This is a genomic window from Mycobacterium neglectum, from assembly GCF_002591975.1.
Taxonomy (GTDB): Bacteria; Actinomycetota; Actinomycetes; order Mycobacteriales; family Mycobacteriaceae; genus Mycobacterium; species Mycobacterium neglectum.
This window is the reverse complement of record NZ_NVQE01000059.1, coordinates 1-26,607: the sequence shown is the minus strand read 5'-3', so window position 1 is coordinate 26,607 and position 26,607 is coordinate 1. Positions and strand designations below refer to the sequence as shown.

Annotated in this window: 24 protein-coding genes and 1 pseudogene; 14 read left to right on the top strand and 11 right to left on the bottom strand. The window is 64.6% G+C overall.

Going from position 1 to position 26,607, the window contains the following annotated elements:
* Positions 1–267: 267 nt before the first annotated feature.
* The 6 genes from CSQ99_RS28105 to CSQ99_RS28080 all read left to right on the top strand — a co-directional run bounded on the left by CSQ99_RS28105 (position 268) and on the right by CSQ99_RS28080 (position 4,862).
* The gene (locus tag CSQ99_RS28105) at positions 268–783 is read left to right on the top strand and encodes a hypothetical protein (protein ID WP_141562746.1); all 516 of its coding nucleotides are present in this window, start codon (positions 268–270) and stop codon (positions 781–783) included.
* Between the two features lie 406 nt (positions 784–1,189).
* A complete protein-coding gene (locus CSQ99_RS28100) occupies positions 1,190–1,420 on the top strand; it encodes a hypothetical protein (RefSeq protein ID WP_099042276.1) in 231 nt (76 codons plus the stop codon).
* Entirely contained in the window at positions 1,417–1,719 is a 303-nt protein-coding gene (locus CSQ99_RS28095) for a type II toxin-antitoxin system PemK/MazF family toxin (RefSeq protein ID WP_099042275.1), read from the top strand. The genes CSQ99_RS28100 and CSQ99_RS28095 overlap by 4 nt, the downstream gene beginning before the upstream one ends.
* 254 nt (positions 1,720–1,973) lie before the next feature.
* Positions 1,974–2,708 (top strand): FtsK/SpoIIIE domain-containing protein, encoded by a 735-nt coding sequence (locus CSQ99_RS28090; protein ID WP_099042274.1) that lies wholly within the window; start codon positions 1,974–1,976, stop codon positions 2,706–2,708.
* Positions 2,708–3,394, top strand: a complete 687-nt coding sequence (locus CSQ99_RS28085; RefSeq protein WP_141562745.1) for a hypothetical protein — start codon at positions 2,708–2,710, stop codon at positions 3,392–3,394. The genes CSQ99_RS28090 and CSQ99_RS28085 overlap by 1 nt, the downstream gene beginning before the upstream one ends.
* A gap of 88 nt (positions 3,395–3,482) precedes the next feature.
* Positions 3,483–4,862 carry a helix-turn-helix domain-containing protein gene (locus tag CSQ99_RS28080; RefSeq protein WP_099042272.1) on the top strand — a complete coding sequence of 460 codons (1,380 nt, stop codon included), beginning with the start codon at positions 3,483–3,485 and terminating at the stop codon, positions 4,860–4,862.
* On the opposite strand, the gene CSQ99_RS28075 is transcribed toward CSQ99_RS28080, so the two are convergent.
* The 11 genes from CSQ99_RS28075 to CSQ99_RS31090 form a co-directional block, all read right to left on the bottom strand.
* Positions 4,859–5,266 (bottom strand): hypothetical protein, encoded by a 408-nt coding sequence (locus CSQ99_RS28075; protein ID WP_099042271.1) that lies wholly within the window; start codon positions 5,264–5,266, stop codon positions 4,859–4,861. The genes CSQ99_RS28080 and CSQ99_RS28075 overlap by 4 nt on opposite strands.
* Positions 5,263–6,003, bottom strand: coding sequence for a hypothetical protein (locus tag CSQ99_RS28070; protein ID WP_099042270.1), 741 nt, complete (start codon positions 6,001–6,003; stop codon positions 5,263–5,265). Before CSQ99_RS28070 ends, CSQ99_RS28075 begins: the two co-directional genes overlap by 4 nt.
* Positions 6,000–11,663, bottom strand: coding sequence for a helicase-related protein (locus CSQ99_RS28065; protein ID WP_245909134.1), 5,664 nt, complete (start codon positions 11,661–11,663; stop codon positions 6,000–6,002). Before CSQ99_RS28065 ends, CSQ99_RS28070 begins: the two co-directional genes overlap by 4 nt.
* A gap of 50 nt (positions 11,664–11,713) precedes the next feature.
* Positions 11,714–12,295, bottom strand: coding sequence for a hypothetical protein (locus CSQ99_RS28060; RefSeq protein ID WP_099042269.1), 582 nt, complete (start codon positions 12,293–12,295; stop codon positions 11,714–11,716).
* Between the two features lie 85 nt (positions 12,296–12,380).
* Positions 12,381–13,241 (bottom strand): hypothetical protein, encoded by an 861-nt coding sequence (locus tag CSQ99_RS28055; protein WP_245909133.1) that lies wholly within the window; start codon positions 13,239–13,241, stop codon positions 12,381–12,383.
* A gap of 273 nt (positions 13,242–13,514) precedes the next feature.
* Entirely contained in the window at positions 13,515–14,012 is a 498-nt protein-coding gene (locus tag CSQ99_RS28050) for a hypothetical protein (RefSeq protein WP_141562744.1), read from the bottom strand.
* Positions 14,009–14,722, bottom strand: a complete 714-nt coding sequence (locus tag CSQ99_RS28045) for a ParA family protein (protein ID WP_099042266.1) — start codon at positions 14,720–14,722, stop codon at positions 14,009–14,011. The genes CSQ99_RS28050 and CSQ99_RS28045 overlap by 4 nt, the downstream gene beginning before the upstream one ends.
* Positions 14,723–15,841: 1,119 nt before the next feature.
* Positions 15,842–16,144: a toxin gene (locus tag CSQ99_RS28040; protein ID WP_099042265.1), complete on the bottom strand. Its 303-nt coding sequence runs from the start codon at positions 16,142–16,144 to the stop codon at positions 15,842–15,844.
* Positions 16,141–16,368: a ribbon-helix-helix protein, CopG family gene (locus tag CSQ99_RS28035; protein ID WP_099042264.1), complete on the bottom strand. Its 228-nt coding sequence runs from the start codon at positions 16,366–16,368 to the stop codon at positions 16,141–16,143. Before CSQ99_RS28035 ends, CSQ99_RS28040 begins: the two co-directional genes overlap by 4 nt.
* A gap of 148 nt (positions 16,369–16,516) precedes the next feature.
* Positions 16,517–18,526, bottom strand: a complete 2,010-nt coding sequence (locus tag CSQ99_RS28030; RefSeq protein ID WP_099042263.1) for a hypothetical protein — start codon at positions 18,524–18,526, stop codon at positions 16,517–16,519.
* Positions 18,527–18,846: 320 nt separating this feature from the next.
* On the bottom strand, positions 18,847–19,134 hold the full coding sequence (locus CSQ99_RS31090) for a toxin-antitoxin system (protein ID WP_176561256.1): 288 nt from the start codon (positions 19,132–19,134) through the stop codon (positions 18,847–18,849).
* A 140-nt stretch (positions 19,135–19,274) separates the two neighbouring features.
* Here CSQ99_RS31090 and CSQ99_RS28020 point away from each other — a divergent pair, with 140 nt between their 5' ends.
* The 8 genes and pseudogenes from CSQ99_RS28020 to CSQ99_RS30865 form a co-directional block, all read left to right on the top strand.
* Positions 19,275–19,598, top strand: a complete 324-nt coding sequence (locus CSQ99_RS28020; RefSeq protein WP_099042262.1) for a hypothetical protein — start codon at positions 19,275–19,277, stop codon at positions 19,596–19,598.
* 62 nt (positions 19,599–19,660) lie between these two features.
* Positions 19,661–21,418 (top strand): PPE domain-containing protein, encoded by a 1,758-nt coding sequence (locus tag CSQ99_RS28015; RefSeq protein WP_099042261.1) that lies wholly within the window; start codon positions 19,661–19,663, stop codon positions 21,416–21,418.
* The gene (locus CSQ99_RS28010) at positions 21,396–21,776 is read left to right on the top strand and encodes a hypothetical protein (protein WP_099042260.1); all 381 of its coding nucleotides are present in this window, start codon (positions 21,396–21,398) and stop codon (positions 21,774–21,776) included. The genes CSQ99_RS28015 and CSQ99_RS28010 overlap by 23 nt, the downstream gene beginning before the upstream one ends.
* Positions 21,777–21,789: 13 nt before the next feature.
* Complete coding sequence (locus CSQ99_RS28005) at positions 21,790–22,158, top strand: hypothetical protein (RefSeq protein WP_099042259.1); 369 nt, start codon at positions 21,790–21,792, stop codon at positions 22,156–22,158.
* Positions 22,159–22,267: 109 nt separating this feature from the next.
* On the top strand, positions 22,268–22,897 hold the full coding sequence (locus CSQ99_RS28000) for a hypothetical protein (RefSeq protein ID WP_099042258.1): 630 nt from the start codon (positions 22,268–22,270) through the stop codon (positions 22,895–22,897).
* Between the two features lie 13 nt (positions 22,898–22,910).
* On the top strand, positions 22,911–25,319 hold the full coding sequence (locus CSQ99_RS27995; protein ID WP_141562743.1) for a hypothetical protein: 2,409 nt from the start codon (positions 22,911–22,913) through the stop codon (positions 25,317–25,319).
* A gap of 124 nt (positions 25,320–25,443) precedes the next feature.
* Positions 25,444–25,737: a hypothetical protein gene (locus CSQ99_RS27990; protein WP_099042256.1), complete on the top strand. Its 294-nt coding sequence runs from the start codon at positions 25,444–25,446 to the stop codon at positions 25,735–25,737.
* Positions 25,738–25,758: 21 nt separating this feature from the next.
* Positions 25,759–26,607: pseudogene (locus CSQ99_RS30865) on the top strand (DUF4226 domain-containing protein); the annotation flags it as partial.

Sequence of the window (26,607 nt, the reverse complement as noted above, 5' to 3'; positions counted from 1 at the left end):
TTCGGTCATCGCAGGTGAGACTACGGCCGGGGTACGACATTAGCCGCCAGATTCACTGAGATATGCGTGACACACCGAAAACCGCCAGGTCAAATGCGAAACCCGCCAGATATACCGAGACAGGACATTATCGGCGCATGAAAGTGCTTGGTAGATACGGGGTTTAGGCGCTAGATTGACATAATCTCTGTTATCGGCGTTAAAAACGGCGTGATTGGTGGCGCGAAAGGGTGACATTTTCGACGTGGGTTGAGTAGCATGTGCACCATGACGGCCATCACACCGACCCGCATGCGCAGCACCACGGACGCGCGGAACACCTTCAATGAGCTGCTCGGTGACGCTGAACGCGGGATCGTTACACATATCGTCAAAGGCAGCCGGGTAGTCGCACACCTCGTGCCGGCGAAGGCTAGAATCATCGACGACTCGGCGCTGCTCGAACTGCTGCTCATCTCCGTTGGTGAAAGCGAATCTGCGTATGCCGCTGAAAATGCATGGCTTGATGGCCATTTGGCCAACGCAGGCGATTCCATGGGACGGGTGCTGGCCTGGGCGTGGCAGACCGACCGGCACGTCTTCGCACGTGCTCTTGCGATCTTTCATCGCGGGCTCGAAGCCGCGCGCGGTGAACACGTCGGGCGCGCGGAGTTCGTACCAGGGATTGAGACGGCACTAGGAGTCCGACTCAATGACAGCGAGATCAGCGAGGTGTCTGAATACCTTGCAGGCGGCGAGTATTGGACCGACTACTACCCTGCCGTCTCTGCGTCATTTGATTAGACCCCTCCCGACTGGGCCGAAACGTCACAGTGACAAAAGGAACGGTTGGGCCGAATTCGCCCGAGGCGAATCGACCGATGCCACTCCACCATCGCACGACGCCATTTGTCCGTTCTCATCTGACCGGGGGCATTCTCACTACACCTGGGACAACAGCATGACTTTCTCATTTGATCTGATGCAGATCGGGCGTTTACCGAGGTCTCGGGCTCGGTTGTCGGGCAACGACTACTCCGAGTTGCACCAGATTCGATGAGAATCGCGGACGGCTGGTTCTCACTTGATCTGACGCCACCGCAGGTCAGCTGCGTCAGATCAAATGAGAACGGACACCATTCTCGCCCGGACCTGACCCTAGTCCATTCCGATGCCACGATCTGCTATCAATAAGTGCTATCATCCCGTGATGGCTAAGACTGTTACGTTGCGCTTGTCCGACGGGGCCTACGAGGCGGTGAAGCGGTACGCAGATGCTGACCATACGTCGATGAATTCCTGGATCGAGGGCGTGCTCGATGTTGAGGACATGCGCCGCAGATGCGAAGCTCACGACCACTGGATGCGGGAGCACCCCGATTCCGTCGCCTTCAGCGAGGCCTGGGCCGACCGAAACCTTGACGAGTTGACAAAGCGTTGAAATCGCCACACCGAGGCGAGATTTGGGTCACCGGCACCGGAATCAACGTGCTCGTCATCTCCTCCACGGTCTACAACGAGATCCCCAGTGAGCCGACTGTAATCGTCGTGCCGGTGTTCGACCACAATCCAGATACCGGGTTCGGCGTGCCGTTGGGAGACACCGCGTGGGCGGCTCCCGGCCTGGTAACCAGCCTGCGCAAGTCAGCGTTGGATGAGTTCTTTCGCCGCGTTGACCTCCAGGCTCTGACGGATGTGAATAACATGCTTTTCAAGATCTTGGCCACCCCGGACAGATAGCGGCAGCTGGATGTGGGTGGGAGTCGGCGCGTTCGCGACGTCGTGTACGGCAGGCATGGACTATGCTGGTAGCCAACGCCATTGCGCGAAGGCGGTCTCCCTCGGTCGCGTCGCAGTCCTGCCCACATCGGGATTGCCACCGAATTACTCTCCGAGGACCAGACTCACAGGGTCACGCGCTCCCGACAAAGATCCGTGCGTCGTTGATGTGGGCGGCTACGCATAACGTCTTTGAAGGGATCCAGTGATTTGCTATGGCATCTTCGAATGCAGGCAAACGAGCAGCGCGGGCCTATCAGCAGCGGTTTCCGGGAACGCCGTATCCGGTGGCGTTGCGGGCGGTCGCCCGCGCGGACGGCGCCTTGCAGGTCGTGATCGGCACGGACACCGCCGGCCGGCGGCGGTGGGTTGATATCGAGGAACGCGGCCAGGGCGGCGAAGGGCCGCACCTGGCGGTGGTCGGTGCGTCACAGGCGCGGCGTTACCGCGCGGTGGAGCTGATGATCGAGGCGCTGGCCGTGCGCCCACCTGGGCGTGGAGTTCAGGTCATCACTTTGATGGGTACAGAACTCGACCAGGATCAGGCAGTCGCACGCATCACCAAGTTGATGAAGTCGAGGGTGGAGACGTTAAAGCACGCAGGGGCACGGGATTTCGCTGCGCTGCGGCGGCGGGCGGCTGACCTCCGGCATAGCGACCGGCATGATCCGGTAGGGCCTGACCGGGGCGCGGTTGTGGTGGCTGTCGACGGCGATGCGATGGCGAGTCCGGTGGCGCTCGATGCCATGGAGCTGATGCTGCGTATAGGGCGGACGCTGGATATCCACACGGTGCTGGCCGCGCAACGCCTCGACCAGCCGCAGCTAGCGGGGCTGGTCTCTGGGGTGCTGACCGTGCACGATGACGGCATGGCTGCGTCCTGGCGGGCAGGATCCACCACCGTCGAGGTGGCGTTGCCCGCGTGCGGGACCGGCGGCGAGGACTGGTGATGTCGATGTCGATGTCGGTTCCCGGTATGCCCGATCCGTTCCAGGCGATCGGCGCACGATACGTCGCCACCGTGCGCGATCGTCTATTGGGAACGGTGTTGGAGCGGGCGCGTCTTGGGACTCTCGATCCGGGGTGGCGCAGCACTGCAACAGAGCGGCTCTACCCGCATGCGGGTAGAGCCGACGATGACCGGGCCGCAGTGATGGAATTACAGCAGCTTTCGCCACAGCTCTGGGAACCCCACCGGGGGCCGTGGCGGGCAGCGCTCGACGCCTGGTTTATCGCCCAGTTCGAGATCCACGAGCGAGCGCGGATGCGCAGCGCTCAGGATGTCGTGTCGCTACTCGAAGCGCAGGGAGGGCGAACGCTGAACACGTTCAGGGTCGCCAGTCTGACCGGGACGTATACCGACGAGGCGGTCATCGAAGAGTTGACGACACTCCCCTACGCCGAGTTGCGCGATCCGAACTATCCAGTCCACCTGGCCCAGCGTGACGAGCTGGTGGCGAGTTATCTGGCTGGGCTCAATGATGCTGGTATCAGCAATGATTGGGCGGGCTGGCTCCGGGCACGGTCAGAAACGTGGGGTAACCCGATGGTGGAGAACAAGTGGCGGCTCATGCTCAGCGGGCCCACCCTGGCTCAGATGTGGCGGCTTCCCGATTACTGGCGAAACGGCGGGTAAGCGAGTCTCGCGGGCACCGCCGACAACAACAGGCGGCATCATTCGACACGGCCGGTCGAATCGTGTCGATTCGTGTTAGTGTGGGGTCATGTTGGAGACCCTGGATTTCGGCGGATTCATCCGTGCGCTGCGTGAAGGGCAGGGCGCTACCCAAGATGTAGTCAGTCAACGCGGCGGCCCTAGCCGGCAGGTGATTGGCGAGTTGGAGAACGGGCAGGAATTTGGGCCGTCTGAGGCGACACTGCGCAAGCTCGATGCTGGGCTGCGGCTACCGTCAGGGCTGTTACGCAGCGTCTTGATTTGCGGTCAGGGCCCTGTATCTGATCGGTTCGACCTGGCGCGCGTACGCGGGGTGCCGCCGCATTCCCTGGGGTTGCATTGCGACAGTGGCGAGGAACTGGACTGGCCGGACACGCTTCTCGTTGGTGGTTTCGATGGCCTCCAGGATCGGCTGCTGCACGCGGGCCAGTCCATGCTCATCGATGTCGACGCGCTACCGCGCGGGGATGCAGAATCCGGTGCCGGGTACCACTTCATCCGGCGGTGGACCGACCGGTTCAGTGCGGACGCCGTGCGCTCGACCACTCTGCGGGCCGGGATCTTCAATCGCGGCGTCGTGGACGCCTTACCGGCTGTGGCGACCTTGCAGGAAGCGCGAAAGCTGTTGGAAGCGCTGCAAGTCCGTGAGGATGTGCGGTGGGCTGTAGGCGATGTGCAGGAGGCTGCGCTGGCCGCGCTGTTCGTGGCGTATGTGGCTTTCTCAGCCGATGTGTCCGCCTTCGATGTGTTGGATCGGATACAACTACGTGGGCCTGCCCTGTTCCCCGCAGCCAGCGACCAGCAGGCGGGCCCGCACCAGCCGGTGGAGCCCCGGTCATCGAGCGAGAACGGAGTATCCGCTGAGGTGCTCGACGGGCTGATTAGCAGGCTGTGGGGAAAGTTCCGGACCGCGGTGGGGCTGGCGGCCGATTACGGTCAGCGACCCGATGTGAAGGCACTGTATGACTACCTCGGTGAGGCGCTGCGCCAGCGCAGGGAGATCGTGAATGTGACCTTGCCGTCGGGGCCAGGGGGCCTGCCTGCGCGGTCGGACATCACGGTGTGGCCGCTGGTGGACATGGTGCGCACCATGCCGAGCCTGCTGCTCTATGACGGCCGGCGGTTCGGGTCGCTGCCCGATCTGTGGGAGTGGTGCTGGGAGGCGAACAATCCGCGCATTCACTACTGGCATGTGACAAGCACTGCCTTCGTCAGGTCGAGCCGTCAGCATGGTGCGAAGCTGGTGCGCGTCGGCGCCGACATCGATGAGCTGATCATCCGACGGTTCGCGGGGCTGGCGGTCGGTGAGGCCGTGTTGTCGCATCGGCGGGCGTTCGACGGTGGTTGGCTGGCGGTGCTGACGGTCGCGAAATCCCATGGCCTGGAATCGCATCCGGTGTTTCTTCCCGAGTTGGGAACCGCTAACTAGGAGTGGTCCTCCTGGTGCACGAGCAGGAGGACCGTCGGGGTTGTCAGGGTGCGAAACTGCGGGCTATCGGTTGGGAGCTCCTGGGCGCAATGCTCGGCCTCGGTCCAGGTGCTCACACATGCGGGGCAGTCATGGTGGGCAAGGTGGGCCAGACTGACCAGCCACGCGGTGTCTGGTGCGGGGTCGAGCATGGTGTCGAAATGCACTGCGAGCAGAGGCAGTTGAATGAGGCTGTAGGGGTGGCGGTAAAGCGAGGTCGGCTGGATGGCCATCACGGGGTCAGATTCGGTGCCCGAGCCGGGAATGTAGAGGGGTCGGCCGTCAGTGAGGTGGTCGAGCCTGGAGCGAGCGTAGCTGCTTAACGCGGCCGGGGCGGCCACCAGCGGGGCGGTGTGGGTGCTCACAGCTCCAGCCCACCTTGTGAGGCGCTGTGACGGCTATGGCGGGGCCGGTGGCGGTCCCACCACGCTTGTTGTTCGGCTGTGAGTCCGTCGGCCTCGGAGGCGGTGTCCTCGGCGGCGGCGGCCTGTTCGGGCCTGGTGGCGTGCTGGGACGCTTGGCTGGGCAGCAGGGCGGCCAAGCGGGGGTCTTCGTGCCAGCGGTCGCCGTAGACGGAGTGGCCGACCCAGAGCGCGATAGCGGGCGCGGCGGGCCCGGCGAGCTGTAGGGGTGGTGTGTGGTCGTCGGCGAAGGACATGGTGACTGCCCGCCGTTGGGGATCGGGGTAGAACTCGGACATTTCGCTGTACCAGAACGACACCCAGCCACCCTGGGGGCGGCTGCACATCAGCCGCTGGTTGGTTGTCAGGACAGCGGCGTCGCGGTAGTTGGTCCATTGGGGTTGGGTGCTGCGGTCAGCGTCGCGTTGGCGGCGGCTGTTGATGACACCTTGGCCGGCCATGGCGGCTGCCATCAGGACAGGGTTGACCATGAACGGGGCTTGGGCGCGTTCGAAGCGCCCGTCGCCGGCCGCGAGGCGACTGTAGGTTGCGGGGCTGCTGAGCCGGGCGACCTCGTTGGAGTTGAGGAACGGTCCGTGGACAGCCACAGTCGGGGGCTCCTTGCCCGCCTGGAGGGCAGCGGCAGTTCCCACCGTGTAGCTCCACCACGGATCAGCCTGGGGCGGTGTCGGGGTGCTCACAGTGTCCTCCGATCGTCACCGCGGTCCTTGCGTTCGCCGCGCTGGGCGTCGCGGTATTCGCTGGCGCGGGCCTGTTCGGCTAGCCCTTGCGCGAACCGGTATTGGTCGGCGGTGGCGAGCCCGGATTCTTCGATCAGGAATGGGGTTGGGTTCAAGTGCAGTGACCAGCCGGGCTGGCGGCCGGCGGCCAGCAGTCGCTGCTCGGCTTCGGCAGCCTTGGCTTTGGCCGCCTCGGACTGGGCTTCCAGTTGCAGCAGGGTGGTCAAGGTGGTGTGTTCTTCGCGTTTGGCCGCCAACTCCTCACCGCGGTCGAACGGCTCGACTTCGGTGCTGGTGAGGTCTGCGAGCGCGTTGGTGAGGTGGTCGTGCTGGACTTGGAGGCGTTGGTGGTGGGCGGGAAGATCCTTGTAGAGGTTTTCCACTCGGGTCAGCAGTCCGCGAGCCTTGGCATTGCTGGCCCCGTTGGCGGTCTCCCCCACCTTGGGTGCGCTGTCGTGGAGGTCTTGGATGGTGAACGCGACTTCGGCAGAGGGGCCTTCGAAGCTGACCCAGAGCCGATCGCCAATGTGATCGCGGCGGGCGTGCAGCGCCATGCCGTTGACGGCGGTGTTCAGTGACCGGCTATCCCAGGATGCCGCGTTGCTCAACGAGCCGTACACACGGCGGCAGACCTCGGCGAAGGGCGCGGCGCTGTCTTTGCGCTCGGGGTAGCGTCGCCCTTCGACCACCATGTCAACGGCGGCGTCGGCGGGCTGGGCGGCCATGGCGGCCACGGTCGGCGCCAAGGCGTCGAGTTCGACGGTGGTGATGTCGAGCTGTCGCTGGCGCTGGCGGATATCGCGGTCACGGGCAGCAAGGCCGTCATGGTAGGCCCGTTCCAGCGCGGCGAGGTGTTCGATGTCGTCTTGTAGTTGGACCTGGCGCACATAGCGGGGGTCTCCGGTGGCCAGCGCTTTGGTTTCGGCGGCCGCGACGGTCATCTCGTTGCCGCCGATGTCATCGACTTCATCGACGCTGATGTCGGCGCGTTTGACCTGCGCGATGAACAGGGACTTGGCTTCGATCTTCTGCCACATCACGACGTCGTAGGAGCCTTCGACCACGTAGTTGAAGATGCTGACCGTTTCGTTCTGGTTTCCTTGCCGGATGATGCGGCCTTCGCGCTGTTCGAGGTCGGCCGGCCGCCACGGGACATCGACGTGATGCAGTGCCACAGCGCGGGTTTGGACGTTGGTTCCGGTGCCCATCTTCTCGGTTGAGCCGAGCAGCACCGAGACCTGGCCGCGGTTGCAGTCATCGAAGAGCCGTAGCTTGTCCTCGGCTTTGTCGGCGTCGTGGATGAAGCGGATCTTCTCAGCGGGCATTCCTCGAGCGATCAGGTCGTCGCGGATCGCGGCGTACATGTTGAAGTCGCCTTTTTTCTTCGCTCCCTTACTGGGGGTGCCGCGGTCGCAAAAGACGATCTGCAGGCCTCCGGGAGTGGGCATGTCGTGGCCGTATTGGGGATCTTTGTAGATGGTGTCGGCGTACTGCTGGTGAACGGCCATGATCCTCTCGGCCACTGCGGCGGTCCGCGAGTGGGTCGGTTCCGGCAGGTGGACCATGCGCGGGTCGAGGCTGGCTTCGCGGCCGTCGTTGGAGATTTTCAGGATGTTGTCGCGGGCAAGGTTTTTCGGATCGAGGGTGCTCGCCCGGTAGCCCAGGTCGGTGATGAAGTCGCGGAGATTCTGATCGGCGGGGATGCTGACGATGGTGCGCTTGCCGTCATTGCTGAGGTCGGGGAGCTTCAATCCGATTTGATCGCGGGATATGACGTCGGTGAACACCGAGGAAATGCGCAGCAGCTCTTGCAGATTGCAGAATTTGCCGACGCGGGTAACGGGCTTGAGTTGAGTGCCGGTGGCGTTGACTTCCACGGTGTTGACGGTCGCAGTGAAGGTGGTCGCCCAGTCGTTGATGTGCAGGACTCCTGCATCTTCGAGCAGGTCGGGCCGCAGGTAGCGCTGCATGACGTAGAGCTCGCCGAGTGAGTTGGCGATCGGGGTTCCGGTGGCGAAGCTGGCGACTCGTTCATCGGCGGGGGTGGGTGTGCGGCCGGCGGCGATAGCGTCCTCGCGTCGGCGGGTGCGCAGGAGATCCATTTTCATCGCCAGGTCGTCGGCGCGGTCGGATCCGTCCGGGCAGGCCAGTTCCTTGACGGGGCTGAGCCTCGTGCGGTTTTTGTACATGTGGGCTTCGTCAATCATCAGGTAGTCACACCCTGTGTGTTCGAACAGAAGCCCGGTATCTTTGCCGTCCTGGGCGGTGAGTTTCTCCAGTTTGGATTCGTAGCGTTGCAGCGCTGCCTCAAGCCGTTTGACGGTGGCGGCGGTGGCGTTGTCTCCGGTGATGTTCTCAAGCGACTCGCGCAGCATCTGGGACTCGCGGGCGATGTAGTCACGCTGGGCGTCCTCACCGACGGGGATTCCCATGAACAGCGATTCCGGGGCGATGACCATATCCCAGTCCGACGTGGCGGATTGGGCCACGAAGCGGCGCCGGCCGGGCCCGTCCGTGCCGGGTGTGCCGAGCAGGATTTCCGCGCCGGGGTACCACCACTTGGCTTCCTTGCCTACCTGCTCAATGATGTGGTTGGGGACCACAATCCAGGGTTGGCGGGCCAGCCCGAGGCGACGCAACTCCATGGCGGCCATGAACATGGTTCCCGACTTGCCCGCTCCCACAACGTGATCGAGGAGCACGTTGGGCTCTGCGATGATGCGGGCCACGGCGTCGCGTTGATGCGTGTGAGGAGTGAAGCGGTGTGACAGACCGGGCAAGGTCAATGCGGCGCCGCTGTACTTGGGTGCGCGCAGGCTGTTGAAGCGTTCGTTGTAGGTGGCGACCAGCTCGGCGCGGCGGGTGTCGTCGGCGAACACCCAGTTCTGGAACGCGTCACTGATCTTGGTGGCCTTGGCTTGCGCGGCGACAGTGGCGTTGCGGTTGATGCCGGTCCGGCCGGTGGTCTCGGATTCTTCCTTGGTGTATCGGACGGCGATTTCTTTGTTGTTGCACACCATTTCGAGCAATGAAATGGCGTCGCGGTTGTCGAACCGAGTGCCCCACGTCTCGGTCATGGCGGCGGTGTTGCGACTCTGGCATTCGATCGACCAGATGCCGTGCACATGGTCGGCCTTGACGTGGGGCCGTGCGGCGTCAGCGGCTTTGAAGGTCTCGCTGGCGAACTGGGCGACGTACTTGGCGTCGATCCAGGGTGATCCTGGGCGGGCGGTGATTTGGCTGGCTTCGCGGTCGATCGGTTGGACTTCGCGCAGCGCGGCCACGTATTCGTGGTAGCGGGGGTCGTGTTTGGCGGCTGCCTCTGCGTGCCGCAGTTGTTGGCGGACGTTGCCCGATAGGGCCTGTGTTGCAGGGATGAGGATGTCGGGGTCGTGAAGCGCGGGAAACACTAGGCCGCGCATTCTTTCCCGTGCGGCAGCCGGGTCGGTGTCCAGCAGGGCGGCGATGTGCCCGATGTCGACGCCGCCGTTTTGGTCCAGGCTGATTGCGAGGGCTTCGTCGGCGGTTTCGGCGCGGTCGCGGACGCGCGGCGGGCTCAGGAGGTCTACCGAGAAGATCGGGGCTTTGCGGGTCTCTCCGGTGAGTTCGTCGTAGCCTTCCAGGGCGAGCACTGTGGTCCAGCCGGGGTCGTTGCGCAGGGCGGTGACGATGTGTGGGCGCATCTTGTACTGGCTGGGTGTTTCCCAGGCGCGTTCGTCCCAGGCTTCGAGCAGTTCGGCCGGGACTCGGTGTTGGTCGGGGTTCTTCTGACGCCATTTTTCAATGGATTTGGCCAGTGTTTTGTCGTGTCGGTCTTGGGTGATGATCGATGGCTTGCTCCATTTGAAGCGTTGGATGGGGCCATGTTTGGCGACGTAGGTGTCATAGAGGCGGTTGAGTTCACCGCGGAGCTGTTCGCGTACGTCGCTGGGCTGGCCTGCGTTTTGTGAGGACACGACGGCGTTGGCGACATCGCGCAGTTTGAGCAGGTGGATGGTCTCCTGCTTGCGTGTGTTGAAGACTTTCGCCGGCGTCCAGGTGTCTTCGGTCCAGGTTTGGAATTCATCGGTTGCTTCGTCAAAGCGCAGGGTGTCGCGGGCCGGGAGCTTCGTGGTGGTGGCGGTGATCAGGCCGGGATCAAAGCTGACGTCGTTGACCTCGGTCAATGTGGCGGCGGTCGCGGTGAGACCTTGGTCGCGATGCAGTGCACCGTCGATGATGGCGCGCAGGCGGTGCCCGACTTGCAGGGCCAACGGGCTGGATTCGTCGGCGGCGACGTTGAGGGTTTGGTGGCCGTGGATTCCGTGGCCGATGCTGGGGCGGCCTAGGACGTTTTCGGGGTGGTCGTGGAAGTAGGAGTTGACCTCGATATCGGCGTCGTTGCCGTCGTCACCGTCGAGAGTCAAGGGGGCGGTGTGCAGCCAGGCGTCGGCGTCGTCTTCGATCGCGCGGTCGGCTTCTCGGCGGCGTAGAACGAGAATGTCGGTGACCACGTCGGTGCCGGCGACGCGGCGGAAAGCGTTGGAGGGCAGGCGTATTGCTCCGAGCAGATCCGCACGTGACAGGATTTCGCGGCGAGCCTTGGGGTCTGCGTTGTCCATCGTGAAGCGGCTGGTCAAGACCATCTGGTAGCCGCCGGGGGCGGTGAGGTCGAGAGATTTGACGATGAAGTGGTTGTGGATGGACAGCCGGCGCGGGTTGTAGGCGGGATCGCGGAGCGCGAAGTTTCCGAACGGGACGTTGCCGATCACGGCGGCAAAGGAGCCGTTGGGGACGTTGGTCGTTTCGTAGCCTTCGGCGCGGACTTGCGCCGAAGGGTAGAGGTAGGCGGCGATGGCGGCGCTGATGGGGTCTTTCTCGACGCCGACCATTTGCGCGCCCTCGGGCGCCAGGCCGATGAAGGTACCTGCCCCACACCCGGGTTCGAGGACTCGCCCACCGCTAAATCCCGCGTGCTGCAGCGCTTTCCACATCTGGTCAGCGATGGCTGGGTCGGTGTAGTGGGCATTGAGCGTACTTCTGGAGGCGGCTTGGTATTGGTCGGGTCCGAGTGCCTCTTTGAGGTAGTCGCGCTGGGGTTTGTAGGCGTCGGTGCGGGTATCGAATACCTCGGGTATCGCGCCCCACCCAGACCAGCGGCCCAAGGTTTCTTGTTCGGCAGCGGTAGCGTTGCGGGCTTGGCCTTGCAGTTCGATCAAGGTGTCGATGGCGGCGATGTTGGCGATCAGGCGGGCTTTGGAGCCCGACGGGACCGCGATGGTGGTGCCGGGGCGGTAGTCGATGGCCGGCGGCAACGTCGGCGCGACGTTCTCGGGGGCACCGAGCGCAGTGTCGGTGGTGTCAGCGGCAGGGGCGGGCAGGGCTGTTTCGGCGGTGCTGGGGCTGGCCTGGACAGCGGGCCCGTCGGCCAGCGTGGGCGCGGCGACCTGAGTCTGCGGGGTGTGCTCACGGGTCGGCACGGGCCGCTTGAGGGTGAGTGCGTCAATCGCGGCCGAGTGCGGCTGGCCGCGTTCGGCGCTGTGCTGATCAGGGGCTGCCGGCATGAGCGGCGGCAGCGGAGCTCCACCAGGGTCGATGACGCGAGGATCGGTGGGCAGGTCGAAGGAGTCTTCGGCGAACAACGCAAGCTGAGGATCGTCCTCGGCCAGCGGGCGGACTTTACGCTTGCGGGCTACTCGCCCCGATACCCCTCGGCCTTCATCGCTTCGGCGACCTCGGCTCCCAGGTCGTGGGTCAGGCGCTGACCCGGCGCGGTCGGTATCGCCCGGTTTTCTTCCAGCCGGGTTGCCAGCAGGAACGCCGCCTTGACCCGGAACATCACGCTGCGGTCCGGCCACAGGTGGTCGGCGAGTTCCTCGATCTGCTCGCTCGGCTCGGCCCGATACATCAGGTGCCGCCACCGTTGGGTCCAGGGAATGTCGGCTGGCGTCGGCGGCGGGTTGTCGTGTCCCTCCGGCGGCTGCGGAACCAGGTCGTAAAGGCTCTGCCGCACGATCGCTTCGCGTGCGTTCTGCAACGCCGTCTCGTGCAGGCCGACTGTCGTCTCGTGGTCCGGGTGCTGACCGGCGTGTTGACCAGTCCAGCTCTGCACTGCCTGCTCCCCCAGCTCCAGCGCTAAGACTGCGGCCTGGTTGTCCAGTCGTTCTGTCACCAGATTCAGAAACAGGTCGGTCTGCTCGGAGGTCCATCCCGATGGTGTCCCGAGCTGATGGCGATACACCTGTTCGACTGCCTGGCGCATCCACTCGGTCACTGCGACTGTTCTCCGATTCCTCGACGCTGAACAGACCCTGGTCCTCGGTGTCGGCCATAGTCGGCGCTCCCCTACTGCAATACCGCTAGTCATGGATTTCTCCCGTTCCTGCGGCATCACCCTGTTCGGGGTCGCCCATCTCCGACAACAGCAACGCATCAAGGCGTTCTCTGTCACCAAGTTCACTGATCGCGACGCTGACACGCTCCAGCACCTCGTCTACGTCCGAATGTAGCTGAGAAAGGCTCTGGCTTTGCCGGGCCAGACGCACCTTCACGGCGTTGAGGGTGTCTAGGGCACCGTTGAGCGGGATGAGTGCGGGGTTCGGCGCCACCTTGGGGCCTTTACGCACTGGGGTTCCGCCACGAAGCGCGGTCAGCGCCGATCCGCGTTCCCACAACAAGAACGTGTCGATGCGATCGAGGGTTTCTGCACTAGGACCGAAGCCTCGCTTGCCCAGGGTCGCCAGCGTGGCACGGGCCGGTCCCCCGATGGCGGCGAACTTGGACTTTGTCATGTTCAGCTCGCGCAGGCGCTGGTCAATCCATCGGAGTAGGTGGCCATAGTCCCACCCGGCGGGGTCCTCGAACGTCGTATCGAAGACGTCGTTGAGTGCCGCCGTTGCGGCGGCGACGTCTTCCTTGGGCGCGTCGGCAGGCGGGGCCGGCAGCTTTCCGTAGACACCTTCTTCGCGGGGTATCGGTTCACCGCCGTGCAGGGCCCTCTCTGCTGAGCCGGGCTCCCAGCTCAGCAGGTCATCGAGCTTGGCCAGCGTCCGATAACTCGGTACCCGGTCGGTACCCTGAGTGACGGCTGTCAACGTCGACCGCGACAGAATTCCATACTCTGAGGCAGCCAACACCGACATTCCCTGCCGCCGAAGGCGTGCCTTCACGTGACGCGCGAGCAGGGCGACATCGGGGTCGCCGGGGTGATCCTGGTTCACGACGGCCGTAATGATCGCCTCCCAGTCCCCTCATGCGGTCACGTAGTGGACGTGGTGACAAGTCCTCGTTCCATCGCCACGTTGCCGCAGAGTTTACATGCACGGTAGGCATACATATAGGACAACATCGCACAACCAATAGTCGTGGCGTGTCGCCGTTGAAATGCATCACACCTCGGCGGCCGCTCCCCCGACGCGTCAGCGGCTCCCAGTCGGGGCCACCCAACACGCCCGCGGCCGATCTACCCTTCTATCAATAGAACGGTAGATCGATTAAAGGCGGATTCTTCCCTGGTTCGACGTTTCGGGCGCAGCCTCACGGATCGCGGCGACGACCTCTTCGGGGGTCATGTGTTGGGCCAGGTACTGCACCGCGTAGCGGATGACTGCGCTCGCCGAAGTGACCTTCGGCTTGCCATACCGGCCGGCCTCGATCGTGCGCCGGATGTAGCGGTCCTCTTCGAGTTCGAGGTAGGCCGTAGTCGGGATCAGCTCTGAGTTTTTCACTCGCTCGGCAGGGCGTTTGTCCTGCTGCCTTACAGGCGGTGCGGGACGTTTTGGCGCCGCGGCCGCAGTCGGCGGCGGTGCGGGAGGGCTTGCAGATGCGACAGGCGATGGACCTGCCTGATACTCAGCGGGCGCCGGATCGACCACGGGAGCGGCAGGCAGAGTGACCGGCGTCGACCGCGCGCGGTGCATCGGCGGCGGCATCTCGTTGCCGACCTTGCGGCGCTTATCGCGCTGGTTGTGGAGCATGTCCATTCCGCTCATTTGACGTACTCCTTCACAAATTCGCCAACCATCTTGTACCGCTCTGCAAGGAGTCGCAGAGGCTTAGCCGGCGGGTTCTCGGATGTAACGGCAATGCGTTTCGTGCGCTGACCCATACTGCTCACGAACGGGATCGGTGGGGCGACCTGCACCTGTGTGTCTGCGGTGATCTGTTCGAGCCTCTTCAAGCCGACCGCAGGGGGCACCGGGCGCACTTTCGTCGGCAAAACGACCACAGGGTAATCAAGCATCTCGTCCACCAACTGCTCCAAACCCCGAAGATCTGGCAAGTCCAGCGTGGTCGGAGCCAGGACGACATCGGCCACCGCCAGTGCGCCGTGCGTATGCTCCGCCGCGCCCGGATGCGTGTCGATCACAACCCAATCGGTGTCCCACTCCGCAGCCCACTTCAGCAGAGCCTCAGACATCCGCTCACGGCCGGGCCCCTCCGTACCAAGAGATGGATGCCCCGGGACCAGACGTGGCTTGCGGTATCCCTTGAGTGGCCTGGGTGTCCGCCCGCTGGCTATCGCGTCGAGGATCGGGACGCCGGCCCGGTCGAGCGGTCGGTCACCCCAGAGCACTGTGACGCCGGTGAGGTCGTGTTCAAGGTCCACCACGACCGCATCGAGTACATACCCGAGTTCGTACGCCGTGGTGGTCTTCATGACTCCGCCCTTGCGCGAGTGAACGACGAGGATCTTCGCCATCTTCCTTCTGTCCTTCTATCGAAGCATTGAGATACCGATCAAACGCTGTACCGATCAAACGCTGTACCGATCAAACGCTGTACCGATCAAACGCTGTACCGATCAAACGCTGTACCGATCAAACGCTGTACCGATCAAACGCTGTACCGATCAAACCGTAGTGCGTACGAACGTTGTAAGCATATCACGCTGGACCGATTAACCATACCAACGATAGAAGTATATAAGTACAGCACGGTCTAACGATGTGACGTTCTACCGTTCTAATGTAGAATAACGGTGAGCCGCCTCGATGAGCGCTTACCTGCGCGGATGGAGGCCAACACAGTTTGCTGGACTGCATTTCATCACAGTGACGGAAGTGGGGCGGGGGTGCGGATGCGAACAGTCACTCGGTGCCGCCCTGACTGTCCTGGCAGTCAAACGAACAAGGAGCCACCGGAAGGCCACAAGGTCGCAAAGGGTCGCGCGAGAAGCCCATTTCGGCGGCCGGCGCGAAGGCGGCCGGGGCACATCCAGGCTGGAAATGTCGATGCTCATGCTCGCGCCGACGCGCGACCAATCGGCGCACGTTGGCGGTCAAGTACGGGTACGCCGAAGAGAACTTGAGCTTCGGCGAAGAGTCCGCTGGGTCCGGCTGGAACGCCGCCACCTTGGCGATGGAGTTCGATCTAGAAACAGAAGGGGTCGAGCCGAGCGCGGATCGGGAACAATTACAGCGGCGCGCGTTGGGCAATTCAGCGGGCCGCCAGCCCGAGTGCGCAAGCCAGCGGCTCCGCCACAGTCCGAACTGCCGACGTGCCCAGCGTGCGGATGCGCATACATCATCCGACGAGGCACCCAGAGGTTGCTGCACTCTGCCCGGGGGGATCCGCGTTGTGAACGGGACGGCAGAACCGGCCACGTGACTACAACCTCATGAGGGACTACATCTAGAGGAGATGACCGCCCCCCCAGATCGGGCGCGGCGACGTGTGGCGCTGAGGACTGCGCTGACCCCCCTGGGGCAACAGGAGCTGGCGGGGGGCTTTCAGCCGTCGGAGAAGTCGCCGCCCGTCCTCGCAACGCGGGCAATCTTTGCTCCCCCCCCGGCCTAGGGGGAGCCGAATCGCTACCCCGTCAGGAGACAAGCGCTCTGACGGTTGCGGTGGTGTCGGCGAGTGCGGCACTGCCGATATTGCCGATGGGTTCGTCGAGGGCCGCAAACGGAAGCCACTGAACGAGCTCCGGCAAGACAAGCCCTTTGGGGTGCTGCACTGCGACGATCATTGCCATTGCGCCGCTGGGGATTTCGCCGGGGATAAAGGCGCAGGTGATTACCCTCCCGGTAGCGGCTGCGAGGTGAATCGCGTTGGACAGCACGACCACGTACAGTTCCTGATCGGTGTCACCGCGTGGCGCGACGTCGCCGGGAGCGATCACAGCCCAGCGGCCCGGTTGGCCTGGTAGACCTTCTTTGCGTAGGCGTCGATATCGAGCGTCGGCACTGTGTGTGTGGTGTAGCGCTCCAGCGAGATTCGTAGATGCTCGTTGTGCAGGGCTCGTTCGATCATCTCTGAACGATTCAGGCCGGCCGCCTGGGCGTCAGCGTCGGCCGCCGCCAATACGGCCTGATCGATCGTGACCGAAACCTTATCCTTCGCCATGCTGATATCCTACTGTTGGTGAGACAGAAGTCCTACTAATCTCGGCCACTACTCCGACTTGTGGAAATCGTGCGAAAGCGCGCCGCGGGCCGCCGGGCGACTGTGGACTGGCTCTTATGGTGAGGCCCAGTTCGGCAGGCACGTATCGTCACTGTGACGGTTTGGCCCGGCGCCTGCTTGTCAGCAGTGTTCCTCCCATGATGTGTTCGATCAGCCCGATCGCGTGTTCTTCGAGGCGTTCGATGTCGTCGTCGGGGGGGCCGGTGCGCAGCACAGAGTTGAGATAGTCCTGGGTCTGGGCGAAGCCGTTGAAGGGTGACTCGATCGGGCCGGCTGTGCTATCCGGAGTGCTGGCTGGGTCGAGAGTGGGGTCGCCGTTTCGTAGCTGTTCGCGTAGGTCGAGCCATTTTCGCCACTGGGCGCGTTGCTGTCGGTACGTCTGTTGGCGCTGTTCTCGTAGCTGAGGGAGCTGGTGTGCGGCCGCCAGGACGTCCGGGCTTGTTGGTCCCGGTCCCAGCATTTTGGGGGCGGTGGCCGCGATCAGGCCGTGTATTTGGAGTTGGCGCACCACGTCGTCTCCGGTGCTTCGCGATACCGCGGCGGCGGCGTAGATGTCTTCTCGGTGGGTCAGGCCGTGGTAGGCGACGAGTTCGTAGATCCGGCGTAGGTGGTGTCCAAGGATGTGCCATATGTCGTGGACTGCTTCGACACGTACGCGGTCGGCGTGGTGCGCCAGGTTACTGATGACGTTGTTTTGGCTGGTCAGAGCGTAGTAGTCGGCCTCTAGCCCGATGTGGCTGCGGACGAGGACGACTGGTGATCCTTGGCGGTCTCGAAGGTCTTTGAGGACTCGCCATACCGCGTCCGGGCTGAGCAGTCCTGCTCCCAGCGATAGGCTTCGGCCGCCGACTCCCACTACCCAGGTTCCGGGGCTGTTGTCACCTGCTTTCAGGGCGTGCACCGCCAGGGTCTGCAGCACCGCGTGCACTGTCCAGCGGTAGCGTTGGCCGGCGTATTCGAGGTCGGCCCATCGAAGCGCGTTGGCTAGCCAGTGGCGCAGCTTAGGGGGGCCTGTGAATCCGGTTCGGTGGGTAGCTGCTGTAGAGATCCCCCCCTGTGTGTACTTCTGCTTGTGCTGCGGGCGTCGGTATGGAAGGGGGTTTGCGATGAGCCAGTCGAAGGCGCGGTCGATGTCGCGAAGGAGTGCCCGTTCGGCTCCGTGTCCGTACCGTTTGTAGGCGTTGCCGAGGCCGTCGTGCCACGGGGCGCCGGGGGCGGTGAGCTCGCGCAGTGTCGTGGGCGTGTGGCCACGGTCGAGTGCGGCTACGACGACGGCGAAGCGGGCTTCGCTTGGGCTTTTCCAGTGCGGTCGGTCGGTGGGGGCGATGTCGCCGCGGGTGGCGAATGCTTCGATGCTGTCGGGCAGGGGGTCGGTGCGGGTGTAGGCCGGTGTGAGGCGGCGGTGTTCGCCTTCCCCAGTGGTGTATGCGGGCGTGGTGGTGCCCTCGTCGGGCTCAGTGGTGGATGGTTGGTCGGCAGGGGCGGACTTGAGCATGCCGAGTAGCTGGTAGAGCCGGGGGAGCAGGTCTGGTGCGGAGCGTTCAAGGAGGGCGGCTCGGGCTTGGGCGAGGGTGCCGTCGAGATGGCGGTAGCCGCCGCGTTTGGTGAGGGTGCCGGGCAGGCTGATGCAGCCTTGGGCCGGGTTGAGTGCGGGGACGATGTCCAGGGTGGGCAGGTGGCCGGCGAGTACCCGCATCAAGGCGGTGATTTCGGGTAGCGAGGCGGTGGTGCCGATTGCCAGGGGGCATAGCAGGTGGCGGCCGCCGTCGTCGGTGTAGTCGGTGACTACGCGGCCGCCGCAGCTGGTGATCCACTGTTGCGCGGTACGCAGGTCGCGTTCGACGGCGGCTGCACCGCCGCGGCTGGTGTCGAAATCGAGCGCTAGCAGGACTGTGGTGGCGTTAGCTGAGTACAGGTAGACCGCTGCTGGCTGGGATGGCCACTTCGCGGTGAGCTTGGCGGTCTGGGAGAACTTCCCGGTTTCGGGGGTCCACAGTCTTATCTGGTGACGGCCAGGTGCCGCCGCTAAAGGCGCCAGACCAGCCCATACGTCGGCGGGGTGCGCCAAGGTGTCGGTGCGGTGCGGGTCGGCTGTCATGCCGGTCGCGCGTTCGTGGGCGTCCGGCGGTCGGGGGGCTCGGTGCGAAGGTCACGATTTGCCAACCCAGCCTGCGCCGGGTCTGGCACTAGGTCTGGATATGCGCTATCGTGAGACGAGTCAGTCACGACGACTAGTCCCTTTCGAGGGGCATGTTGGATATCGGTAATCCGAACCGAAGCTGCACACTTCGGTTAAAGCCGGGACAAAGCCCCTTCGGGGGCTTTTGTCATTTCCGGGGTTTACCGCGATCCGGTATTCAGATGTTTTCGTGTAGCCCCTGATTGTCGATCAAGACGGTTCTCAGGGGCTGGGTTGTGTCACATCGCCAGGGGCAGGCCCTCCTCGCGCCGGCGGCCTGGCGTGCGCAGCAGATCAGGGTTGTCCAGTGCGCGGGTCAGGATCTGAGCGACATCTTCGCCGCTGAGTTCCCGCATCAGCTCGGGGTGCCCGACTATGGCGGCCAGCAGGTCAGCGACCCATTGGCTCATGGGGATGCCGTAGTCGCCGTAGTGGCCGCTGTTGGCGGCCACTGCGTCGTAGACAACCCGATCGACGCGGGGTCCGAGTTGCGCTCGGTCGCCCTTGTGTGTGCTGCGAATCGCCATAACCTAGGACTCTTTCAGACGGGAGCGTTGCTAACTGTTAGCGACACGCGGAAAGGGTTGCACTTACTGCAAAGTACAGTACACAATGAGTCAGTGCGTGAACAGTTCTATACATTCATGTGTGAAAGGAAGGTGCCCATATGGCCAGCAGCGGCGAAGCAATCGCCCTCGACACCGACGCGCAAGCCCAACTCGCGGCGCGGTGGGAGGAGTACGCAGACGCGGTGGAGGCCAGCGGCCAGCCACCTGTGCAGCCTGAGGCGCTGCGCGAACAGCTAGGGGCGATCTACGAACCGTTCGTGCAGGCCAAAGCCGGTGAGAATCTGGCCCGACAGCAGGCGTATCAGCGGGTGGCCGCCGAAGCGCGCGCACACGCGGCCAAACTGCGCAACCATAAGGTTGGCTTCGAACAGCAAGATGAGGACATGGCGCGGCAGATCTCGGCGATCACCGCAAACGGCTAGCACCGCAAGATAGGGCGGGACCGAGTGTCGGCGCGACCGGATAGCGAAGCGGGGGAGCAGTGATGGCGAAGGTGGCGGTCGACCCTTCAGCGCTGGCGTCGCACGGTCGCGCGCTGGCCGATCACACGCCTGGTGCGCAGTGTGCCCAGTGCCAGCCAGCGGCCTCCGATACGGTCTCCACGGCGGTGGCCGCGTCCTTCACCGCGTGGGCGAGCGGGCTGGACATGTTGATCACCCAGGCAGCCCTACAGCGGGCCGCAGGCGGTCTGGCCGTCGATGTCACCGGCGCGGCCCTGCAGCAGGGTGACGAGGAAGCCGCCGCCCACATCGCCAGCGGCGGGAAGTCCCCCGCGGTGAGCGCTGCCCCGCCCTTGCCAAGGGACAGCGCCCCGGCCCCGGTGCTGCCGGTGGCACCGCCTGTGCCCGCAGTGCCGGACCCGAGTACCGGCGAGGTGTGGTCGCGCAGAATTCACGGCGGGCCAGGTGCTGAGCCGCTGCGCACATTCGCACAACAACTGCGCACGACTGCCCAGAGCCTTGCCACCGCCGCAAGCGATACCGAGCGGGCCGGTGCGGGTGTCGACACCGCGTGGGATGACGGGGATCAACCGGCCGGGGCGAATATTCGCCGTCATGCCCAGTGGCTGACCAGTGCGGCTGACTATGCCCGGCAGCTCGCAGCGTCCGCTGAGGCGGCCAGCTCGACGGTGGAGTCCGCCCGGAACGACACTCCGACACCGGAAACGTTCACAACGCTGACCTCGCAGTACCGCAAGGCGCAGCAGACCTACACCTCCAGCGGTGGGGTGGTGAGTGAACCGTTGATTACTGCGACCGCCAACCTTCAAGAGGCGAAAGCGAAAGCGCTTGCAGCGCAGGCGAGTTACGCGCTCGCGGCCAATGTCGACAGCACGACAGCGCCGGTTCCGCCGCCGGCCCCACCACCCATCGTCGGTGGCGGCGCCTCTAGTGCTGACCAGGCGGACGTGCCGGCCGAAACCAACGCTGAGCAGAAGCGCGAGGGTGCCGATGAGGACGGCGGCGGCGAGGGCTCGAACACTGAGGAGGACTCAGAGTTCGCCACTGATCCCGACGAGCAGCGGCAGCTCGATTCCAGCACCGGGACCGACGAGCCGGGACCACCCCCTGCTGAGGCGAAGTCCCCAGCCGAACCCCTGGCGTCCGCGGTCGACCCGGCCGCGAACGCTGCCGGTGAGGTGATGGGCACGATCCTGGGCACTGTCGGTCAATCCGCTGGTTCGGCAGCGGGTTTGATGCCCGGTAGCGGCGGTGGCGGCGGCCTGCCTATGTCGGCATTGTCGGGGCTGTCATCGATCCCCGGCCTGGGTGGACCTCCTTCAATGAGCCCGCCCGAGCTGGGCACTCAGGACGACGATTTCGATTTCGAGGATTCCTTCGGCACGAGCCCGGCCAGCTCCGGCGGCTCCGGGGGCGGCGGTGGCGGTGGCGGTGGCGGTTTACCGTCTGCTCCGTCGGTGTCCGCGCCGGCCGCGGCGACTCCCGGTGTTGGCGCTATGCCAGCGGCGCCGCCCACGGCTGCGGGCGCGGGTGGTCCCAGTGGTGCGGGCACGCGTATGCCGATGGGCGGGATGATGCCGCCGATGATGGGCGGCATGGGCGGCGGCCAGGCCGGCGAACGGGATAAAGACCTCCATCCGGATCGGCGGGTGGTGCACCGACACGCTGCTAATACCGAGGCAGTGTTCGGTGAGTTGGAGCAGTTGAGGAAGCGTCCAAGCCGCCGCAGGGCGGCTGCGACTCAGGAGGGAAGTACCAGTGACGACACCCACGATCGCTAACCCAGCGGCAGCCGCGGCCTTGAAAGCCAACGATGCGATGTTGGGCCTGATCTATGACTGGATTGAGGAAGCCGAAGAGTTCTTGTCCAGCGGAGACGATGACGATGACGTGATCGTGGTCCACGACTCCAGAGGCCGGTTGATCGACCTCGATGTGCGTGAAGGCCTTCAACGGGAACTCACCGTTGACGAGCTCAACGACCAGATCAACGCGGCATTGGGCGACAACGCCGAACGTGCCCGCAAAGGGATCGACGCAATCTCTGAGCGCCTGTTTCAGCGATGCGCCGAACTCATCCCCGAGGAACTACGCAAACACCCTGTCGCCAACCAACTTTCAGCAGCCTTGCAGGGCTAGAAAGGACGATGACATGCCAGCAGTACCATCGGGAGGCTCCGGGGACCGCATTAAGGTCGACCCGATCGCCCTGCCCGCATCAGGTGCGACGACCGGCGCCGAAGCCGCAGCAGTCGCCGCACGCGGTGCGGCCGGGACTGCGCAGGGTGTCGGAAACCTGGCAGGTGCGGCCACACAGCCTGACGGGGTTTCGCTGGCCATCAATGCCATCACGAGCACATGGCCTGCTCAGGATGGCACGTTTCTGGCTGACCTGAGCCGAGCCGGGAGCACCGTTGCCACCGGGGACCTGGGAAGCGCAGCGCAGCTGGAGGCCCAGGACACCGAGAACGCGGCAGGCATCGCGGCCGTCGCCCCGGGTTCGGCGACAATCAGCGTGTAGGTCACGCAAAGGTCGCAACGGAAAGCCAAAAGAGGATAGCCGAGGACAACCTATCGTTGGTAGGCTGTAGACAACCGCTATCTGGATCGCCGCAGGGAGGGCGCAGACCATGAACCATCCAGTGATGCACGGCGTGGAGACCACTCAGCAGTACGGCTCGCCGCCGGCTCCTGCGCCCGGCCAGTACGGTGCACTGCCGCCCACCCCGCCGCCTGGAGCCGACTGGCAGCCACCGCCACCACAGCGACGGCGGCGGTGGGTGGTCCCGGCCCTGGTCGGTGGCACCGCAGTAGTGGCACTGGTCGCTGGCGTGACACTGGGGGCTGTGTTCAGTGGCGGCGGAAGTGACTCCGGGGCCAGCACCGCTGGACCGGTTGTGAGTGAGCCAGCCAATGCGCCTGCGGGTGCCCCGCCGTCAGCGACGGAAGTACATGCCCAGGACGTATCCCTGTGCACCAGCTACGCGATCATCAACAGCGCCATTCCCCGGCCGGATCGAGTTGGCTCGGATCTTCTTCCTTCGGTCACCGCTCTCAAGGTTGCTCTCGCTGAGAATCCTGATGCGAGCGCTCCGGTGCGGGTTGCTGTCACGGACATCGCCTCGGTGTATGAGGCGCGGGTTGCCGAGCACGGGAAGGTCCGTACGCGCGGGCTGGCAGAACCGCCGCCTTACACCTTGGACGCAGAGAAGGCGGCCGTAGACCAGGTATGGACTGTTTGCGGTTTGGACGAAGAGTAATTGGAGGAGTTCGGTGGCGGCGGTTGTCGGTAATGCGGGGGATGTGCAGCGACCATCAGGACGCGCGTCGTCACTGACGGTGCTGCCCTACTGGCCGTCGATCAGCGAGACTGACTTGCAGGCCCTTGCCGACGACAGGCGGGCTATGGCCGAGTCGGTGTCGGGGTACGCCGGGACGGTCCATAAAGAGATGACCAACGGCGCAAGCCTGCTGGAAGGCCAAGGAGGCGAAGCCCGCATCGCGTTGATGCGAAAGATGGTCGACCATGCCGACGGCGGTGCGGATTACTTCAAATCTACTGCGACGGCGGCCGATTCATTCAGGGCGGTCGTGTCCGGGTTGAAGACCGACCTCAGTCGCGTGGCTGATGCCGCTGCAGAAGCGTGGGACACCGCGCAATCCAGCGGCGGCACGTCTGCGGCGGTGTCGGCCATGGCCCCGTTCAACGCCGAAGCCGCCACCCTCTACAGCACGGCCCTTGGGGATATCGCCGCCACACCCGCAGTCCTCCCCATCCCGGAAGCACCAGTCGGCGAAACACCAGACTCGCCTAGGAACGATGCTGCCGAGCCCGCCAGCAACACCGATCAAAAGGAAACAGATGAGAAGCCGGTGCCGGATGCACCCGGCGAGGACAGCGCAGCTAAGGACGCTAGTGCGGATGGGAACGACGGCGGCGACGTAAAGCAGCTCGGAACAGAGCCGGATGGCTCCGTAACAGATCTCAGAGAGACCTCGGGGGGAGTTCCCGTGCCGCCTGCAGGTACCGGGGCGGGGCTTCCGTCGACAGGGATGCCTGCGACGGGGTTGCCGATGGGTGGTACGAGCGGCGGTTCTGCGGGTGGTGGGTTGCCGTCGGCGGGTTCGGCGATGGGTGGTTTGCGGCCTCCGCAGATGCCTGCTGGGCTCAGTAATCCGTTGGGCAGTGGCGGGAAGTCGCTGACGGATGCGTTTACTTCGCCTGCGTCGTCGGCTGGTACGCCGTTGGAGTCTCTGGGTAGTGGTGGTTCGTTGACCAGTGCGGCATCGAGTTTCAATTCTGGGTTGGCGTCGGGTATCGGTTCCTCGGGCGCGGTGTCGCCGCCGTTGGAGAAGTTTGTGGCCCAGCATCCGGGGACGGCGCCTGGGGTTGCTCAGGCTGCGGGCGCGGTGCAGCCTCCGGTGGTGGCTTCCGGTGGTGGGCCTGCCAGTGCAGGGGCTGCGCCGATGGTTGGTGGTGGCGGCGGTATGCCGATGATGGCGCATCCCCCTGCGGGTGGCGGTGCGGGTGGCGGTCCGTTGGCTCCGTTTGTGCCGCCGGGTGGCGGGGCGGCGGCGAGTCCGACGGGTGTGGGGCCAACGGCTCCTGCGTCGGCGGCGTCCGCGCCGGCCGCGGCTGGTCCGTCGGGCCAGCAGGGCGGTGCTGCTCCGGTGATGGCGGGTAGCTCTGGTGCTGCGACGGCGGCGAGCTTGCCTGAGCCGGATGTGAGCGCGGACTTGATGCTGGCGCGGCAGGTGCTTGACGGGTTGGTTCGTGGCACGGATGCGGCGTGGAACACGGTGGACTCCGGGTTTGTGAATTGGGCTGTGGCAGTTGTGCGTACGCAGTTGGGGGCGCAGCTTGTCATTGCCTCTAGTGCAGGTGGCGGGGTGTATGTGCCTGCGTCGGTGTTTGTTCCGACGACGGCGCGGTTGGCTCCTATTGATCCGGCGCTGCCGTGGAGCTGGGCTTCGGGGTTTCTGGGCTGGCGGCGTCCGGCGGATCTGCTGACTGCGCATGCGGATGCGTTGACCGACAGGGCATCTGGGGTTGTGCGCAGCGCGTTGGTGACTACTGCGGAGGGTCCGCGTCCGGCGGGGTGGCAGGATTTCGAGACGGTGACGTTGCGGTCCATTCTGCACTCGCCGGGGTCCGTGCCTGTGCTCGATGGTGAGCATCAGCACCGGTTGGCGACTATTGATCCGGCTCTTGCCCAGCAGATTGCGTCAGTGGGCACAGGTCCGGAGGCGATTCCGGTGGCTGCTGTGATCACCCGAGGCGTGGTGGAGGCGGCGGTGGCCACGGCGGCAGCGGTGGGGCCGGATGGTCCGGTGCGTGGCGCGGATGGGCCGATACACGTTGCTGAGTCGGCCGACCTGGCGTTCCTCAATGAGCTGAGCCAGGGCACGCCCGTGGACTGGGATAGTCACGACAGCGAGGTCGCTCAGCGCCACGACGGGAATGCAACCAGTCCACACATGAACGGGCCATTAGATTTGGACGATTCGAAGGCGTCACTGGATCAGCGTCTGTTGTACATGGCGTTCTACCGGACGGCGCTGATCGCTGAGCTCATTCGCTTCTGGCGGCAGCCGACGTCGCCGGCGTTGGCCGACATCGTGTACTGCGCGGTCGCGGCTGGATTCAAGCCCGTGGTCACGAGCACCTTGAACGCACTGTAACTTTCGCAGGAACTGGGCGGCGTCACACAAAATTGATCACGGATTGTTCACGTGATTAGTCAACGTGTGTAATATGTCTATCAATGCGTAGGGTGGTGCAGCGGCGTTGGCCGGAAGGGGAGCGATGACCAAGCATCTGAGTTCGGATTCGCAGGCCGATGAGCTGATGTTGCAGGTGGCCGCGACGGCGATGTCGTCGCGGCGGTCTGTGGTCGTGCGTGTGAACGCGATGGGTTTCGTGCGCTACGTGACGTTGAGCAATGAGGCCCGCCAGTGGGACTCGGTGACGCTGAATAAGCGGTGCCGGGCGGTCGCGGCGGTGGCCCATGATCGATGGCTGGCCAACCACGGGGTTACTGATGGGACGTTACCGACGCTTGAAGCGGTCGCCGCTGCCGAGCGTGCATTGAACTTCTAGTCGCGTAAGGAGCGATGCATTATGTCGTGGGACGTGTTCGGTTTGGCCGTAAACCAGGTCGTGGGGGATGCCTTGAAGTCGTTCTCGGGGCCCGGAGCCGCACCGTTGAGTACCGGTACGGGGACTGCACCGGTTCCGCTGGATTTCCCCCAGCAGCCGCCGACGCCGGCGCCTCCTGGCCCGGTTCCGAGTCCGCCTCCGGCGCCACCGGCTCCGGAGGGTCCGCCTACGACGACTACGACGACGCCGGGTGCGCCAGGTGCGCCGGTCCCGCCGGCGGGACCGCCTCCGGCTGCACCTCCGGGCGCTCCGGAGGATGGCGACGGTGGGCCGGCCGCTGAGGCGGCCAAGGAGAATGCCCGCAAGATCGGCATGATGCTGGAGGCTCTGCATGACTTGGACTCGGCCGGCATCAGTGCCGATGAGATTGCCGCTGCCGGGGAAGCTGGTCGCGCTGAGTTGGAGAAGATCAACTCTGACGTTCAGGCCAAGATTGCCGAGCTGAAAGCCAGTGGTGCGCTGTATACCCCGGAGGGGCAGCAGGCCTTGATGGATTACAGCAAGTCGCGGCTGGAAGAGGCGCGTGGGGTCATTGAGAAGGCCGCGGCTGAGGCTGAGGACAAAGCCAAGGACACCGATAAGAACGCTGCGGCCTATGAGGGTGTCGGTGGGCAGGGCAATGGCAACGCAGACGGCGGCGGCGGCGAGGCTGGCGGGGGCGGCGGGGGCGAAACCAAGCCTGCCGGCGAACCGGAGGCGGCGGCCCAGCCGGGTCTTGGTGTCGGCGGCATGCCTGGTATGGGGATGGGCGGTATTCCCGGTATGGGTGGTGGCGGCATTCCCGGCTTCGGCGGCGGGGGTGCTCCGTTC

Excerpts from the sequence above, each read along its gene's own strand:
- CSQ99_RS28020 (WP_099042262.1), top strand. The coding sequence starts at position 19,275 with ATGGCCAGCAGCGGCGAAGCAATCGCCCTCGACACCGACGCGCAAGCC.
- CSQ99_RS28090 (WP_099042274.1), top strand. The coding sequence starts at position 1,974 with ATGGCATCTTCGAATGCAGGCAAACGAGCAGCGCGGGCCTATCAGCAG.
- CSQ99_RS28015 (WP_099042261.1), top strand. The coding sequence starts at position 19,661 with ATGGCGAAGGTGGCGGTCGACCCTTCAGCGCTGGCGTCGCACGGTCGC.
- CSQ99_RS31090 (WP_176561256.1), bottom strand. The coding sequence starts at position 19,134 with ATGGCGATTCGCAGCACACACAAGGGCGACCGAGCGCAACTCGGACCC.
- CSQ99_RS28100 (WP_099042276.1), top strand. The coding sequence starts at position 1,190 with ATGGCTAAGACTGTTACGTTGCGCTTGTCCGACGGGGCCTACGAGGCG.
- CSQ99_RS28030 (WP_099042263.1), bottom strand. The coding sequence starts at position 18,526 with ATGACAGCCGACCCGCACCGCACCGACACCTTGGCGCACCCCGCCGAC.
- CSQ99_RS28085 (WP_141562745.1), top strand. The coding sequence starts at position 2,708 with ATGTCGATGTCGATGTCGGTTCCCGGTATGCCCGATCCGTTCCAGGCG.
- CSQ99_RS28080 (WP_099042272.1), top strand. The coding sequence starts at position 3,483 with ATGTTGGAGACCCTGGATTTCGGCGGATTCATCCGTGCGCTGCGTGAA.
- CSQ99_RS28000 (WP_099042258.1), top strand. The coding sequence starts at position 22,268 with ATGAACCATCCAGTGATGCACGGCGTGGAGACCACTCAGCAGTACGGC.
- CSQ99_RS28035 (WP_099042264.1), bottom strand. The coding sequence starts at position 16,368 with ATGGCGAAGGATAAGGTTTCGGTCACGATCGATCAGGCCGTATTGGCG.
- CSQ99_RS28050 (WP_141562744.1), bottom strand. The coding sequence starts at position 14,012 with ATGAGCGGAATGGACATGCTCCACAACCAGCGCGATAAGCGCCGCAAG.
- CSQ99_RS27990 (WP_099042256.1), top strand. The coding sequence starts at position 25,444 with ATGACCAAGCATCTGAGTTCGGATTCGCAGGCCGATGAGCTGATGTTG.
- CSQ99_RS28005 (WP_099042259.1), top strand. The coding sequence starts at position 21,790 with ATGCCAGCAGTACCATCGGGAGGCTCCGGGGACCGCATTAAGGTCGAC.
- CSQ99_RS28105 (WP_141562746.1), top strand. The coding sequence starts at position 268 with ATGACGGCCATCACACCGACCCGCATGCGCAGCACCACGGACGCGCGG.
- CSQ99_RS28045 (WP_099042266.1), bottom strand. The coding sequence starts at position 14,722 with ATGGCGAAGATCCTCGTCGTTCACTCGCGCAAGGGCGGAGTCATGAAG.